General features: G+C 52.3%; 13 protein-coding genes. 8 read left to right on the forward strand and 5 right to left on the reverse strand.

Annotated elements, in window-relative coordinates:
• Window positions 1-77: 77 nt before the first annotated feature.
• Both EHT87_RS04385 and EHT87_RS04390 read right to left on the reverse strand, forming a co-directional pair.
• Window positions 78-908 carry a ThuA domain-containing protein gene (locus EHT87_RS04385; protein WP_124904228.1) on the reverse strand — a complete coding sequence of 277 codons (831 nt, stop codon included), beginning with the start codon at window positions 906-908 and terminating at the stop codon, window positions 78-80.
• Window positions 909-947: 39 nt separating this feature from the next.
• Entirely contained in the window at window positions 948-2555 is a 1608-nt protein-coding gene (locus EHT87_RS04390; RefSeq protein WP_124904230.1) for a serine hydrolase domain-containing protein, read from the reverse strand.
• A gap of 98 nt (window positions 2556-2653) precedes the next feature.
• Here EHT87_RS04390 and EHT87_RS04395 point away from each other — a divergent pair, with 98 nt between their 5' ends.
• The 4 genes from EHT87_RS04395 to EHT87_RS04410 all read left to right on the forward strand — a co-directional run bounded on the left by EHT87_RS04395 (window position 2654) and on the right by EHT87_RS04410 (window position 7563).
• Complete coding sequence (locus tag EHT87_RS04395; protein ID WP_124904232.1) at window positions 2654-4852, forward strand: B12-binding domain-containing radical SAM protein; 2199 nt, start codon at window positions 2654-2656, stop codon at window positions 4850-4852.
• A 365-nt stretch (window positions 4853-5217) separates the two neighbouring features.
• Complete coding sequence (locus EHT87_RS04400) at window positions 5218-5439, forward strand: VF530 family protein (protein ID WP_124904234.1); 222 nt, start codon at window positions 5218-5220, stop codon at window positions 5437-5439.
• Window positions 5440-5618: 179 nt separating this feature from the next.
• Window positions 5619-6533 (forward strand): glycoside hydrolase family protein, encoded by a 915-nt coding sequence (locus EHT87_RS04405; protein WP_124904236.1) that lies wholly within the window; start codon window positions 5619-5621, stop codon window positions 6531-6533.
• Window positions 6534-6555: 22 nt separating this feature from the next.
• On the forward strand, window positions 6556-7563 hold the full coding sequence (locus EHT87_RS04410) for a glycoside hydrolase family 43 protein (RefSeq protein WP_229320843.1): 1008 nt from the start codon (window positions 6556-6558) through the stop codon (window positions 7561-7563).
• Window positions 7564-7565: 2 nt separating this feature from the next.
• Here EHT87_RS04410 and EHT87_RS04415 read toward each other — a convergent pair whose 3' ends face one another.
• From EHT87_RS04415 to EHT87_RS04425, 3 genes are all read right to left on the reverse strand, one after another.
• A complete protein-coding gene (locus EHT87_RS04415) occupies window positions 7566-8741 on the reverse strand; it encodes an MFS transporter (protein ID WP_124904238.1) in 1176 nt (391 codons plus the stop codon).
• 111 nt (window positions 8742-8852) lie between these two features.
• Window positions 8853-9230 carry a hypothetical protein gene (locus EHT87_RS04420; protein ID WP_124904240.1) on the reverse strand — a complete coding sequence of 126 codons (378 nt, stop codon included), beginning with the start codon at window positions 9228-9230 and terminating at the stop codon, window positions 8853-8855.
• Between the two features lie 21 nt (window positions 9231-9251).
• Entirely contained in the window at window positions 9252-9959 is a 708-nt protein-coding gene (locus tag EHT87_RS04425) for a DsbA family oxidoreductase (protein ID WP_124904242.1), read from the reverse strand.
• 286 nt (window positions 9960-10245) lie between these two features.
• On the opposite strand from EHT87_RS04425, the gene EHT87_RS04430 reads away from it, so the two are divergent.
• The 4 genes from EHT87_RS04430 to EHT87_RS04445 all read left to right on the forward strand — a co-directional run bounded on the left by EHT87_RS04430 (window position 10246) and on the right by EHT87_RS04445 (window position 14209).
• Window positions 10246-11601, forward strand: a complete 1356-nt coding sequence (locus EHT87_RS04430) for a sensor histidine kinase (RefSeq protein ID WP_124904244.1) — start codon at window positions 10246-10248, stop codon at window positions 11599-11601.
• Entirely contained in the window at window positions 11598-12191 is a 594-nt protein-coding gene (locus EHT87_RS04435; protein WP_124904246.1) for a Crp/Fnr family transcriptional regulator, read from the forward strand. Before EHT87_RS04430 ends, EHT87_RS04435 begins: the two co-directional genes overlap by 4 nt.
• Before the next feature lie 80 nt (window positions 12192-12271).
• Complete coding sequence (locus EHT87_RS04440; protein ID WP_124904248.1) at window positions 12272-12874, forward strand: DinB family protein; 603 nt, start codon at window positions 12272-12274, stop codon at window positions 12872-12874.
• Between the two features lie 18 nt (window positions 12875-12892).
• Window positions 12893-14209 (forward strand): gluconate:H+ symporter, encoded by a 1317-nt coding sequence (locus tag EHT87_RS04445; RefSeq protein ID WP_124904250.1) that lies wholly within the window; start codon window positions 12893-12895, stop codon window positions 14207-14209.
• Window positions 14210-14214 lie beyond the last annotated feature (5 nt).

Here is a 14214-nt window from a genome sequence, read left to right on the forward strand (position 1 = left end):
GGCGAAGATAGGAGCCGGTAGCCGCAGAAACCAAGACATTATTAGGAAACGGTTTGTCGTTAAGCAGGGGAGTGAATTTACTTTTTTCCTTTTCCCAACCATAATAACCCGTTGAGAATAAGTTTATTCTGGGCTTCACTTTCGAACGAAGAGGATAATTCTTTATTGGTTTTATTCTCGTAATCTATATCATTATGGCCCATGTTTAAATAAAGCATCCGGTATTTTTTATTCGTCCAGACAACCGGGTAATAACCGCTATGCCAGATCTCGTGTAATTTCGGCCCCGTTCCCAGTGGGAAACTGGTTGAATCAATCGATACAAGAATTTTTATATCCGGGTTACTTTTCAAATCATTGGTCCACCGATACCATTCATTTGGAGCGGATTTAAACGTTACCGGTAAATTTCTGGTGGCCGGATGATTCGAATCTTCCACTCTTAAAATTGCCGGGGTTGGTCGCCACGTATTGCTTTTATACGAACCGGAGCCAAGAAACGCGTCGTGATACCAGTCCCAATTTTGGGGATAGGCCGAAGGGGTAAGTGCAAAAGCCGCGAAATGAAATCCCATCCAGGCTCCGCCTTTTTCCATATAGGATTGAAAAGCCGCCCGTTGTTCCGGCGCTTCCGGGCGGGTGTCGAAGAAAACAACCACCTGATAAGCTGAAAGAAAAGCCGTGTTCAGGTTGCTCCAGTTTGACGTAGAATCAAATTTAAACCGGTTTTCATGGGCCATTTTTGAAAACCATGTATTGGCCTCATGCACAAAACTAATGTGTGCCTTGTCGTTTTTCGCCGTATAAAAAGCGATTACCTTAAATTGGGGCTTCCCAGGCTGGGCCTGAACGCTGGTAAGATAACCGAGTAGCGAAAGGAGACAGATGAAAACGGCTTTTCTGATCATAAAATGTCCTGATTGACAAAGGGTTGGTAATGACTTAATTTAGGGCCGATTCTGTGGGCTACGGGCTTTTACTTCTTTGAAATCCAGTTGCTGAATCAAAGCCGGATTTTCGGGCGTTAGGGTAAAAAAAGCTTCAATGCTGGCGTTTTCACCCTCAATCAGAAAGCGGCCCCGCAATTGGTTTTCGGGGATCAATTCGCCCACACGAACAATTTTTCCGGCTTTGGCATACAAATCCTGAACCTGTTTGCGACGGATTTCCAGGGATTGATCCGGAAAGAAATTTTCGGCAAAAATCTTACTTTCAGCCGCATTCCTCCAGTCGGGCAGGAGCTGGACCAACTCGGCTTTTCGTTGCGCCAGTAGGTTAGAAACCGGCATTACGCGCGGTTTCAAACCCGCCGTGGCAATGAGCGTGTCCAGTACCGCCCAGTTGACCGAAGCCATGCCCGCGTAGGTCAGGTTGCCGTAGGCCACCACGCCAATGCCGTATTCGGGCATAATCCACCACTGGCTGCCAAAACCGGGCAGTCCACCGGTATGACCCACATACACCCGACCCTCGCAATCGCGGCTCCAGCGCATCCCATACCCATAACTGCTGACCATCGGACAGGCCCGGCCACTTGGATACTTGAAATTCGCGCTCAGGGAATTGAACGTCCACGGCTGTTGCATTTCGCGCACCGAACTGCGTTTAATCGGCCGTAGCGACGGACCACCCATTTCTGCATCGCTCCGGGGTGGCCAGGCCGACTGGTGGAACGCCATATATTTGCTAAAATCCTCCACCGACGTAATCAGGCCGCCCATCGCGCCATACGAGCCATCGTGGAGCAGCGGTTCTTCCAGCCAGTCGTCATTCTGCCAGCGATAGCCGTGCGCCAGTTGGTCCGGCGGTATTTTGGTATATTCCCAAACCGTATGCGTCATGCCCAACGGTTTGAAAATCGCTTCATCGATGTATTGCTGATACGGTTTCCCGGACACTTTGGTAATAATCGCGCCCAGCATCGCAAACCCCAGGTTGCTGTATTCGTAGGTAACGCCCGGTACATTGGAAAGCGAAAGCCCGCCTTTGATGAGGTTAATGAGGTCCGCCGGTGTGTCGTCCAGTTGCCGGTCGCCCCAGGGGTTGTCTTCGGGAAAACCCGCCGAATGCGTCATCAGATTCCGGACGGTGATCAGGGGCGAATCGGCGGTGAGGTACGGCAGTTTTTTCAACTCCGGAATGTAGAGATACGCCGGATCGTCCAGCCGTATTTTCCCTTCATCCCGCAGTTTCAGAATCGCCATTGTGGTCACACTCTTGCTCATCGACGCAATGCGAAACAGCGATTGGGGCGTTGCGGCCGTCTTTTTAGCCACATCCGTGTAGCCCGCACCGCCGGCGTGAACCAGTTTTCCATCGACGACGATTCCAAAGGCCAATCCCGGAAAATGGTTTTTAGTCGCATAATCCCGGTAGAGACTTTCGGCAAGTGGCAAAGCCGCCCGGATCTTTTCGGCCCGTTGCGGATCGGCAAAAACCGGTGCCTGATAAGTGGTCGAATAAGAAGCCGGCAGTCGTTCGCCGGTGGCGGGTTTGGGCTGACTGTTGGCAACCGAAGCGGTGAGCAACGCCAGGGGCAGGAGAAGTTTTTTCATGGCTGTATTCCGTTTCGCTAAAATAGGACGCATTTATGAAAAGAGCTATTTCTGACCAACAAGAACTACCTTTGTGCTGAACGAAGCAACGGAGTCTCTTGGAACAAAAAATCCTCTTCATCACGCCCCCTTTTACGCAGCTCAACACGCCGTATCCGGCCACGGCTTACCTGAAAGGTTTTCTGAATACGAAAGGATTTCGTTCGCATCAGGTCGATTTGGGCATCGAGGTAATTCTCGACCTGTTTTCGGCAAAAGGGTTGCGGGCGCTGTTTGCCGACCTCGATGCTTCGGACGCCGAACTTACCGAAAACAGCTTCCGTATTTTTTCGCTCCGCGCCGACTACATCAGCACCATCGATCCGGTGATCCGGTTTCTGCAAAATAAAAATCCGACGCTGGCCCACAGCATTTGCGACCGGTCGTATTTGCCCGAAGCATCGCGTTTTGCCCAACTGGACGACATGGACTGGGCTTTCGGAACGATGGGAATCCACGACAAAGCCCGCCATCTGGCCACGTTATACCTCGAAGATCTGGCCGATCTGATCACCGAAGCGGTCGATTCGCATTTTGGCTTCAGCCGGTATGCCGAACGTCTGGGGCGCTCGGCCACGCATTTCGATGAATTGCACACGGCTTTGCAGTCGCCCGAAACCCGGGTTACGGCAACGTTGACGAATTTGCTCGAACAGCGGCTTCAGCAGTGGCAACCCACGGTGGTTTGTCTGACCGTTCCGTTTCCTGGTAATCTCTATGGAGCCCTGAAGTGCGGTCAGTACCTCAAAAAACACCATCCCGAAATCGCCGTCATCATGGGTGGTGGGTACGCCAACACCGAACTCCGGTCCCTGAAAGAACCGCGGGTGTTCGATTATGTCGATTACATCTGCCTCGACGACGGTGAAGCGCCCCTGCTTTCGCTGCTCGATTATCTGGCCGGGCAGCGCGACCGCGACGGCCTGAAGCGGGTATACGCCCGGACGGAAGGTGTGGTGACGTATCACAATCAAAACCGGGAGCGCGATGTGCCGCAACGGGATACCGGTACGCCCGACTACCGCGACCTGCGGCTGAACGACTATTTGTCAGTCATTGAAATTGTCAATCCGATGCACCGGCTGTGGAGCGACGGCCGTTGGAACAAGCTGACGCTGGCACACGGTTGTTACTGGGGCAAGTGCTCGTTTTGCGATGTGACGCTGGATTATATCAAACGGTATGAACCCCTGACGGCGGCTTTGCTTTGTGACCGCATCGGGGAAATTATCGAACAAACGGGCCAGAACGGTTTTCACTTTGTAGACGAAGCGGCCCCGCCCGCGCTGATGCGCGATCTGGCCCTGGAAATCATTCGCCGGAAGCTGACGGTGGTCTGGTGGACGAACATTCGCTTCGAAAAGAATTTTACGCCCGACCTGTGTCTGTTGCTGAAAGCGTCGGGCTGTATTGCCGTTTCGGGAGGACTGGAAGTGGCGTCGGACCGGCTGCTCGAACGCATGAAAAAGGGCGTTACGGTGGCGCAGGTGGCCCGGGTGGCCGACGGTTTTACCCAGGCCGGGATTATGGTGCACGCCTATCTGATGTACGGTTTTCCAACGCAAACCGCTCAGGAAACAATCGATTCACTGGAAATGGTGCGGCAATTGTTCGAAGCCGGTATTGTGCAGTCGGGGTTCTGGCACCGGTTTGCGATGACGGCCCACAGTCCGGTTGGGTTGCATCCCGCCGGTTTCGATGTGATGCGAATCGGTCCGGAAACCGGGTTGTTTGCCGACAACGATCTGGACCACAACGACCCGCTGGGGTGCGACCACAGCCTGTTTTCGGAGGGGCTTCGGAAGTCGCTTTTTAATTACATGCACGGGGTGTGTTTCGAGTTTCCGCTCAGGAACTGGTTCGATTTCAAAACGCCCCCGACCACCATTCCTCCCACGTATATTGAGAAGAGCATTCGCTATTTGCCGGACAATGAATTTCGGCCCAATGCCGTGGCGATCTGGTTGGGAGGTTTGCCGGGTGTATCGATTCTGGAAGTGAAAAAGGGCAATAAAGTTACCGAACTCGCCGAATTGGCGTTCCATACGAAGAAAAGCGAGTGGGTTTTGGAAACGAGTTTGCCGGTAGGAGCGTGGCTGGAGGGCGTTATGCCAAAACTCGTGATCGGGGAGGAAGAACCCTACTCCCTCGGCGGCTTGAAAGCGGACTTTGAAGCCGCCGGCTTAGGGAGTTTTGGGGCCTTTATGCAGTCGGCGACCTGGCGAAGTTTGCGGCAGAACGGACTGCTGATTGTGTAAAATTAATAATCCTTTTTGTTATCGCGTTTTGCCTGTTTATCGGCCCGTTTTTCCTTCAACGTTTTCTCCGACGGTTTTTTGGCGCTTCCTTTCGTGGGTGCTTTTTGCTGTGCCATGGTTTTTGGGATTGGGGATTAGAGTTTGTAAAGCTGGAAACAAAAATGAGATACTGAAAACAGGCTCGTTAACCCATAACGACCAAAACGGTATTCTCTTGTCTAACGTTATACCTTAAATCTGTTTAAGATAGCCGTAAAAAACGGAATATAAGCAGGTTTGGTGATTTAAAAAGAAGATGGGGGGCAGAAACGCCAGTTTGAGAACTTGAACTATCTTTACACCCGATCAGTAACCGGTTCCAACTCATGACCCCTTCCCAACCCAATAATCCGCTCCACGGCAAAACCCTCGAAAACATTCTGACGGAATTAGTCGATCACTTTGGCTGGGAGCGGTTGGGGCAACGCATCACCATTCGCTGTTTTACCGACAATCCGAGCCTTAAATCCAGCCTGACTTTTCTGCGAAAAACACCCTGGGCACGCCAGAAAGTGGAAGAATTGTACGTTAAAACCAAAACGAAGTAATGCGGGTCAGGATTTGCACCGCGACGGCAGACCGTTCCTGGCCACCTCTGTCGCGGATCGCCGGGCGACCCCGTTGCAATCCGCAGTTGCTGTCAAAAATTAGAATGACCATGCGCTTCCTATTTATACAGTCATTACTACCCCATCGTTCTAAACCCTGACTTAATCAAGTACATTTCATGAAAAAAAGTTACGCGTTTCTCCTGCTTTCAACCCTTTTTATCGGCTGGATTTCGTCCGAAAAACCGGTGCCTAACGCCGAGTTTCCGGATGAACTGGTCAAGTTTACCCCTTACAAAAACAACCCGGTTTTTGCCGGAACCGGCGCGGCCACCTGGGACCATAAAATTCGGGAGCGGGGTTACATCCTCCGCGAAGGCAAGGAGTGGTACATGTGGTATACGGGGTATGAAGATGGAAAAGGTACGACAAAATACCTCGGGTATGCGACATCTTCCGACGGTTTTACGTGGAAACGGTACGCCAACAACCCGATTCATAAAACAGACTGGGTGGAAGATATGGCGGTTTTGAAGTCTGGTAATACCTATTATATGTTTGCGGAAGGCAAGGACGATGTCGCCCACCTGCTGACTTCAACGGATCGGATCAACTGGCGGGAGCAGGGACCAATCGATATCCGGCAGACCGATGGCAAACCGATTTCGAAAGGCCCCTATGGGACTCCGGCCATCTGGAAAGAAGGCAATGTCTGGTATTTGTTTTATGAACGAAACGATGCCGCCGTCTGGCTCGCAACCTCCAGAGATTTGAAGACCTGGACGCATGTGCAGGATGAGCCTGTCTTAAAAATGGGCCCGGAAAAATACGACCAGTTTGCGGTGGCAGCCAACCAGATTATCCGGTATAAGGGCTTCTATTACCTGTATTACCACGCATCGGCTTTCAAGGACTGGCACGAATGGTCGACCAATGTGGCGGTTTCAAAAGACCTGGTTCACTGGAAAAAATACGATAAAAACCCGATTATTGCCGACAATACGTCGAGCGGTATTTTGGTGCAGGACGGTTCACAATACCGGCTTTACACCATGCATCCGGATGTGAAAATTTATCTGCCAACCCCTAAATAATAACGCCTGCCCCCACTAATTTATGAAACACTTTGTTCTGATCTTCCTGTTTTTTGGTTCAACCCTGCCGGCATTTTCCCAGGGTTCAACGGCGGCTCAAAAAAATAAAGAGAAAAAATCAATGTCTGGCAATCCGGTATTTCCGGGCTGGTATGCCGATCCCGAAGGTGTTATTCTGGGAAATAAATACTGGATTTACCCCACGTATTCGGCACCCTATAACCAGCAGGTTTTTATGGATGCTTTTTCGTCGCCCGACCTGGTGAACTGGACGAAGCACAGCCGGATCATCGACACGACGGCCATCAAATGGGCCTGGCGGGCCATGTGGGCACCGGCCATCGTTGAAAAAGGCGGGAAGTATTATTTGTTCTTTGGGGCCAACGATATCCAGAATGATCAAAAAGATGTGGGCGGTATTGGTGTGGCCGTGGCCGACAATCCAGCCGGTCCGTTCAGGGATTATCTGGGCAAACCGCTGATCGACAAGATTATCAACGGTGCCCAGCCCATCGACCAATTCGTTTTCAAAGACAAGGATGGTCAGTATTACATGATTTACGGCGGCTGGCGGCATTGCAATATCGCCAAACTGAAAGACGATTTTACCGGTTTTGTGCCCTTTACAGATGGCACAACCTTCCGGGAAATTACGCCAAAAGGCTACGTGGAAGGGCCGTTTATGTTTGTCCGCAATGGCAAATATTATTTCATGTGGTCGGAAGGCGGCTGGACCGGCCCGGATTATTCGGTGGCCTATGCTGTGGCGGATTCACCGTTCGGACCCTTCGAGCGCATCGATAAAATCCTGAAACAGGACCCGAAAGTAGCCACGGGCGCGGGCCATCATTCCGTGATTCAGGTGCCGGGGAAAGACCAGTGGTACATTGTGTATCACCGCCGTCCGCTTACCGAAACCGATGGCAACCACCGCGAGACCTGCATCGATACGATGGAATTCGATGAAAAAGGGCTGATCAAACCGGTGCAGATTACGGTACAGGGCGTCAAACCGCAGCCGTTACGGTAGGCTTACCCTTCGCTGGTCATGCCGGAATGAGCGGGGATGCGGCTGACCAGCCAGAGCATCATCAGACCCAGGAGGGACATCAGGCCAAACGACCAGCGCAGACTGAACGATTCGGCCATGAAGCCAACCACCGGCGGAACAATCAAAAAGCCGAAATAGGCAATGGTGGAAACGGCCGCAATGATCGAGCCGGTGCCGCCCCGTTTGGATTGCGTGGCCAGACTCATGACCAGCGGAATGACGCAGGATGAGCCAAAACCGATCAGGATGAAACCCGAACTGGCTACCAGCACGGTTGGAAAAAGCGCGGCTGCTAGCAAACCGGTGGTCATGAGGAGCGCGCTGACGGTCAGGACGGTTTTTTTGCTGTACCGGTTCACCAGCCAGTCGCCGGAAAACCGCCCGATGGTCATGGCAACCATAAACGCGACGAAACCGGCCGCGATCAGTTCTTTGGGCGCGTGAACGATTTTCTGAAAATAAATACCGCTCCAGTCGTACATGACGCCTTCGAAGGCCATCGACGTGAACGAAATCATCCCGAATTTCAACAGCGATCGGTCGGGCAACACGAAACCGGATCGGGACGTTTGCTGCGATACCGGTTCGGGAATGGTATTCGGAAATAAAAGGAGGGCGAGCAGGGTCAGGAAAATACTGACGATGATGAAGTGCCAGGACGGTAAGATGTTGGCCGAAATCATGAGCGAACCCAAAGCCGCCCCGGCAAAACCGGCTACGCTCCAGATGCCGTGGAACGACGTCAGAATGGACCGGTCATACAAAGCCTGAACGCCAATGGCCTGAGCGTTGACCGAAATGCCCAGCTGATTGCGGGCGGCTCCGAAGCAGAATAAGACAATCGCCAGCTGCCACGTTTGACTCGCCTGACCCAGCAAAGCCAGGATACCATTCAGAAGAAGGGCCCCGACCAGCATCATGGTGCGGCTGCTGAAACGGCTGATCAACAGGCCGGTAAGCGGCAGCGTCAGGATCAGACCCATCGGCAGGGCAAACAAAACCGCGCCCAACTGGGCTTCGTTCAGCCGGAGTTGGTGTTGCAGCGATGGAATGCGGGAAGCCCAGGTGGAGAAGCCAAAACCCGAAATGAAGAAAAAACCGGCCGTAGCCAGCCGAATTTTCCGGGGAGAAAGCGATGTCGGGAAATTAAGATTCAAGATTTTCGGATGGAGTAAGAAAAGAAAAAAGACAAGAGATCAAAGATAAAACATCACTCTCTAAAGCGTGTTTGAAATCTTTATTCTCTTGTCTCGCCTGTCGCTTCTATTTTATTTACTGGAAGCGCGTTTCAAAATCCCGCCAACGAAACTCCCCAGAAAAGTAAGGAAGATGGAACCGTACAGACAAAACAGTTCGAGTTCCTTTTTGCCGCCGTTTGTGGGTGCCGAGGTGAAAAAAGTATAGCCAATCCAGAGAATGGCGGCTTGCAAAATCGCCAGCATCCAACCTTTTCGGGGCTCCAGAAAACCGATGATGGCCGCCGTAACAGCCGCCAGAAAATAAGGCCAGTGGACAACATCAGCCCATTTGATCACAAACAGCAGCAGAACGCTGTTGGCCAGAATCAGCCCGGTATTGATTAGAAACCGGCGGTTGAAAAAGGATTCCTGAACCGTGGGGCTATCTGATCCGGATGGAGTGGACATGGGTGCTATTTTTCTGCGAAATTAATCACAATTTCCATCCGGCGTACATACCGGCCCGTCTATTCGAACCGGCTCCGCAACCGCATGGGAATCGGTCCACTCGCCAAACGATTTGGTCAGGGCGCCCAGAAATGTTTCGGGAGCCTGCGCACCGGAAACGGCGTATTTCTGGTTAAACACAAAAAACGGAACCCCGGTAACGCCCACCTGACGGGCTTCCCGAATATCCGCTTTTACGTCGGTGGCGTAGTGGTCGGACGCCAGAACCTGCTTCACTTCGGCGGCATCCAGGCCAATGTCGGTCGCCAGCTTTAGCAGCGTTTCGTGGTCGGCAGTGTTGGCTCCTTCGGTAAAATACGCCTTGAACAGACGCTCTTCCATATCGTCGCCCTTGCCGTGTTTCTTGGCTAGCTGAACCACCCGGTGTGCGTCGAACGAGTTGGCTACTACCGCTTTGTCGAAGTCGTAGTGAAGCCCGACTTCAGCAGCCATGTTGGTTACATAATCGTTCATTTGTTTGGCATAGCCGAGGGTCCAGCCTTTGTTTTCGGCCAGGTATTCGGTGATGCTTTTGCTCGGGTCTGTCTCCTGAGCGGGGTTGAGCTGGAAGCTTTTCCAAACCACTTCGATCGATTCCTTGTGATCGAATTTCTCCAGAGCGGCTTCAAATTTCCGCTTTCCGATGTAGCAAAACGGACACATTACGTCCGACCAGATTTCTACTTTCATATCAAAAGCTGATTTCGGATAGGAACGCGGATGGAGCGGATTGAACGGATTTACACCGATTAAAAATTAAAATCAGTTTTTTATCCGTTCAATCCGCTCCATCCGTGTTCCCATCAAAGTTTTAAATTCGTGTTACTACATCAAGAAGGATTTGCGGTAAAAATTGGTTCAGGCAAACACCGACCAAAACCTACCTTAATCGGGCGCATCGGGCTATTCCGCTTTTTTGTACATTTACGTCCGATTCCACTTCTAACGATGTGTATGCCACAACTTTACCACTAAAATGACATACGAAGCCTGGTCTCCGCTCTTTCTGGGAATGGTTCTGGCCATTTTTCTGGTCACTTCCATTCAGTGGTTGATGTACCGGGAGCGGATTTATGGCCTGTATACGCTGTATACAGTGACCTGGGCCATTTATTTTGTCATCAATCATTTTAACCTGCCCATCAACATCGGTAATTTTTACAAACTGATGCTGTCGTATACCGGGTACATTCTTTACCTCGAATTAGCCAAACTTTTCCTGAATCTGAAGGAGCGTCCCCGGTTTCTGCGCTGGGTGGTGCGGGTTCAATATGTGCTGGTTTTTTACTGTGTTGCCAAAACGTACATCTATCTTTTTACGGATTTCTGGCAAACCAAACTGCACAATATTCTCCTCCAGCCGGTCCGGATTGCGTTGCTGTCGGTGGGCACCTACATCGTTTACTCGTTTTTCCGATCAAAAGATACCGTCGCCCGGTTTTTTGTGGCCGGAACGGCTTCGCTGCTCCTCAATCATTCCATTACCACCGTGCTGTTGATTCGCTCGCCGAACCTGAGTCAAACGCTGCCGTTCTGGCAACATCCCGACTTGTTCGTTCAAACCGGCGTGGTGCTGGACCTGATCTTTTTTTCGCTGGGGATTTCCTACCGGCACCGGCGCGAAGCCATTCGCAAAGCCGTGGTGGAAAAGGATCTGGAGCGCGAACGGGAACAGCGACACCGCGAAAATCTGGAAGCGGATCTGGCTCTGCAACGCATGCAACAGGAAAAAACGGAGGTTCAGATGCGGGCCTTGCAGAGCCAGGTCAATCCGCATTTTCTGTTCAACGGACTCAATACGCTCTCCTCGCTGATCGACGAAAACCCCCGGCTGGCCAGCGAATTTGTCGATGAACTGTCCAATGTGTACCGGTATTTACTCCGTAGCAACGAAAACGAACTGGTTAGCCTCAGCGACGAACTCCGGTTTATCCGGTCGTATTTCCACCTGCTGCAAACCCGCTTCGGAACGAGTGTGGCCTTACATATTTCGGTTGCCGACGACTCCCATTCCGCTCTGTTACCGCCCCTGACGTTGCAGTTGCTGGTTGAAAATGCGGTGAAGCACAACATTATTTTACCCGAACAACCGCTCACGATCCGGATTCGGACGACGGAGCACGACCTGCTGATTGTCGAAAATAACCTGCAACGAAAAAACCTGCGTATCGAGTCGAACGGCGTCGGTTTATCCAATATCGACCATAAATACCGGCTGCTCAACCAGCCGGTGCCGCTGGTTGGTGAGGCTGATGGCTGGTTTCAGGTCATCCTGAGTTTGCTGAAATTGCCCCAAACCCAGTTTATCAAATCCGGAGCGTTTGAGGCATGAATGACTGGTCAAAATCGTTGGAACGGTTGAAAACCGTCGCTTTTCAGGCCGGAAAGCTCACCGAAACCGAGTGGGAAGCTTTTGCCGCCTGCTGGCATCCGGTCGAATACAAACGAAAAACCATCCTGACGGCGGCCGGAGAAATTGAGCGGTATTTGTATTTTGTGGTCGAGGGCGTTCAGCGGGCGTATTATGTGGGCGACGGCAAACGGGATGCAACGCTGATTTTTTCGTATACCGGCTCCATGTCGGGGATTATCGATTCGTTTCAGTTGCAAAAGCCGTCGCTGTATTACCTCGAAACGCTGACCGCCAGCCGGCTTCTCCGCCTTTCATTTCCGGACTTCGACCGACTCCTCAGCACCTATCCGGCCCTCGAACGCTGGGGGCGAATCGGAACAGCGGCTGCCATGTCGGGCCTGATGGAGCGCTACATCGAATTGATGACGTTCAGTGCCGAAGAGAAATTTCGGGTACTCCTGACGCGAAGTCCGCACGTATTGCAACTGATTCCGCACAAATACCTGGCGTCGTATCTGGGTCTGGATCCCACCACGTTCAGCAAACTGCTCGCTTCCGTGAAGTTGTAGCGGCTTTTCAAAATCTTGGCGATGACCAAGATTTTCCGGTCAAAACCGCCTTAGGTTTGTGAACATAAACACACACCACCATGCCCGAATTTCAAAGTCATCAATTGCTCGATGAGTTAGCCCGCGACACCCGCACGCTCGCGGAGACAGTCGAAAAGGAATTTAGTCGGATGACCAGCAAGGACTTAAACCGGCAACCGGCTCCGGATCGCTGGAGCATCGCGCAGTGTCTGGACCACCTCAACAGTTACGGCCACTATTACATTCCGCTGCTCGAAAACGCCGTTTTGAAAGGAGAACAGCAGCAACTGGCGGCTCCTCCGCGTTTCCGCAGTGGCTGGCTGGGTAATTACTTCGCCAACGCGATGAAGCCCAAAGCGGACGGTTCCATTGGCTTAAAATCGAAAGCCATCAAAGCCCACACGCCCGCTTCCAACCTGGATGGGCGGGCGGTTTTGACCTTATTTCTGGAACAGCAACAGGCGATTCTGGACTTGCTGGATCGTGCCAAACGGGTGAATATTCAAACGCTCCGGGTCCCCATTTCCATCGCCCGATTCATCCGGCTTTCGGTCGGCGACACGTTCCGGTTTCTGATTGCCCACCAACAGCGGCACGTGTTACAGGCGCGTCGGGCGGCTTCCGAATTGAATCTTCAGTCAACTATTTCGGTGGAATCATAATATTTCCTATGTTTGGTTATGCTCCTAACCATAACCATCCTGGGCATTCTGGCCCTCATTGCGCTCATCTCGTTGGCCCGAATTCATACGTTTCTGGCTTTTCTGGCCGTTTCGCTGGGTGTTGGTCTGGCGTTGGGTCAAAAACCGCTGGAAATTCTGGACTCGATCCAAAAAGGAATCGGCGGTACGCTTGGTTCCATTACCGCCATCATTGCGCTGGGTGCGATGCTGGGCAAACTCGTCGCCCAAAGCGGTGCCGCCCAGCGAATTGCGGTTCAACTGATGGAGCTGGTCGGCACCCGCCACGCCCGCTGGGCTTTTCTGGTAACCGGTTTCATTGTGGGCCTGCCGCTGTTTTATTCCGTGGGCTTTCTGCTGCTGGCCCCGTTGGTCATCACGGTTTCATATCGTTACAAACTTCCCGCGTTGTACATCGGCCTGCCCATGCTGGCGTCGCTCTCGGTGACGCAGGGTTATCTGCCGCCCCATCCGGCCCCGCTGGCCATTCTGAAACAGTTCAATGCCGACATGGGCCTGACGCTTTTTTACGGCATTATCGTCTCGATTCCGGCGATCCTGATTTCCGGTGCCCTGTTTGGCTCCACGCTGAAACGCTACACCACCCTGGCCAATCCGGCTTTCATTGCGCCCGACCTGAGTGATGAACAAATGCCCTCGGCCACCACGAGTTTGCTGACGGTTTTGCTGCCCATTTTGCTCATTGGCCTCAGTACCTTCCTGAGTCCGTTATTGACGGAAGGCTCGTTGGTTCAACAGGTCATTGTCTTCGCAGGCGAACCTGTCGTGAGCATGTTTCTATCGGTTTTGGTGGCGAGTTATACGCTGGGAATTCGGCGGGGCAAAACCATGCCGGAAGTCACGGTTCTTTTTGGGGAAGCGGTGAAAGATGTGGCTATGCTTTTCCTGATTTTCGGGGGGGCAGGTGCCTTAAAACAGGTGCTGACCGACGGGGGCGTGAGTCAATCCATTGCCGGGATGATGGAAAGTTCGACGCTGCACCCGTACGTTTTGGCCTGGGGTATGGCCGCCCTCATCCGGGTTTGCACCGGATCGTCGACGGTTTCGGGCATCACGACGGCCGGATTTGTGGCACCGATGCTGGCGGCAACGGGCGTAGAACCCAACCTGATGGTGTTGAGCATCGGAGCCGGGAGTATGATGTTTTCGCACGTGAACGACACCGGTTTCTGGCTGTTCCGCGAGTATTTTCAACTGTCGATGGCCGATACACTCAAAACCTGGTCGGTGATGGAAACGCTGGTTTCGGTCACCGGTCTGGCGGGCGTCATGGCGCTGAATCTGTTGATTGGGTAAAAATG

The organism is Larkinella knui, from assembly GCF_003858645.1.
Lineage (GTDB): Bacteria > Bacteroidota > Bacteroidia > Cytophagales > Spirosomataceae > Larkinella > Larkinella knui.

Coding starts and splice junctions, on each gene's coding strand:
- EHT87_RS04385 (WP_124904228.1), bottom strand. CDS start 908: ATGATCAGAAAAGCCGTTTTCATCTGTCTCCTTTCGCTACTCGGTTAT.
- EHT87_RS04390 (WP_124904230.1), bottom strand. CDS start 2,555: ATGAAAAAACTTCTCCTGCCCCTGGCGTTGCTCACCGCTTCGGTTGCC.
- EHT87_RS04400 (WP_124904234.1), top strand. CDS start 5,218: ATGACCCCTTCCCAACCCAATAATCCGCTCCACGGCAAAACCCTCGAA.
- EHT87_RS04405 (WP_124904236.1), top strand. CDS start 5,619: ATGAAAAAAAGTTACGCGTTTCTCCTGCTTTCAACCCTTTTTATCGGC.
- EHT87_RS04410 (WP_229320843.1), top strand. CDS start 6,556: ATGAAACACTTTGTTCTGATCTTCCTGTTTTTTGGTTCAACCCTGCCG.
- EHT87_RS04420 (WP_124904240.1), bottom strand. CDS start 9,230: ATGTCCACTCCATCCGGATCAGATAGCCCCACGGTTCAGGAATCCTTT.
- EHT87_RS04425 (WP_124904242.1), bottom strand. CDS start 9,959: ATGAAAGTAGAAATCTGGTCGGACGTAATGTGTCCGTTTTGCTACATC.
- EHT87_RS04430 (WP_124904244.1), top strand. CDS start 10,246: ATGACATACGAAGCCTGGTCTCCGCTCTTTCTGGGAATGGTTCTGGCC.
- EHT87_RS04435 (WP_124904246.1), top strand. CDS start 11,598: ATGAATGACTGGTCAAAATCGTTGGAACGGTTGAAAACCGTCGCTTTT.
- EHT87_RS04440 (WP_124904248.1), top strand. CDS start 12,272: ATGCCCGAATTTCAAAGTCATCAATTGCTCGATGAGTTAGCCCGCGAC.
- EHT87_RS04445 (WP_124904250.1), top strand. CDS start 12,893: ATGCTCCTAACCATAACCATCCTGGGCATTCTGGCCCTCATTGCGCTC.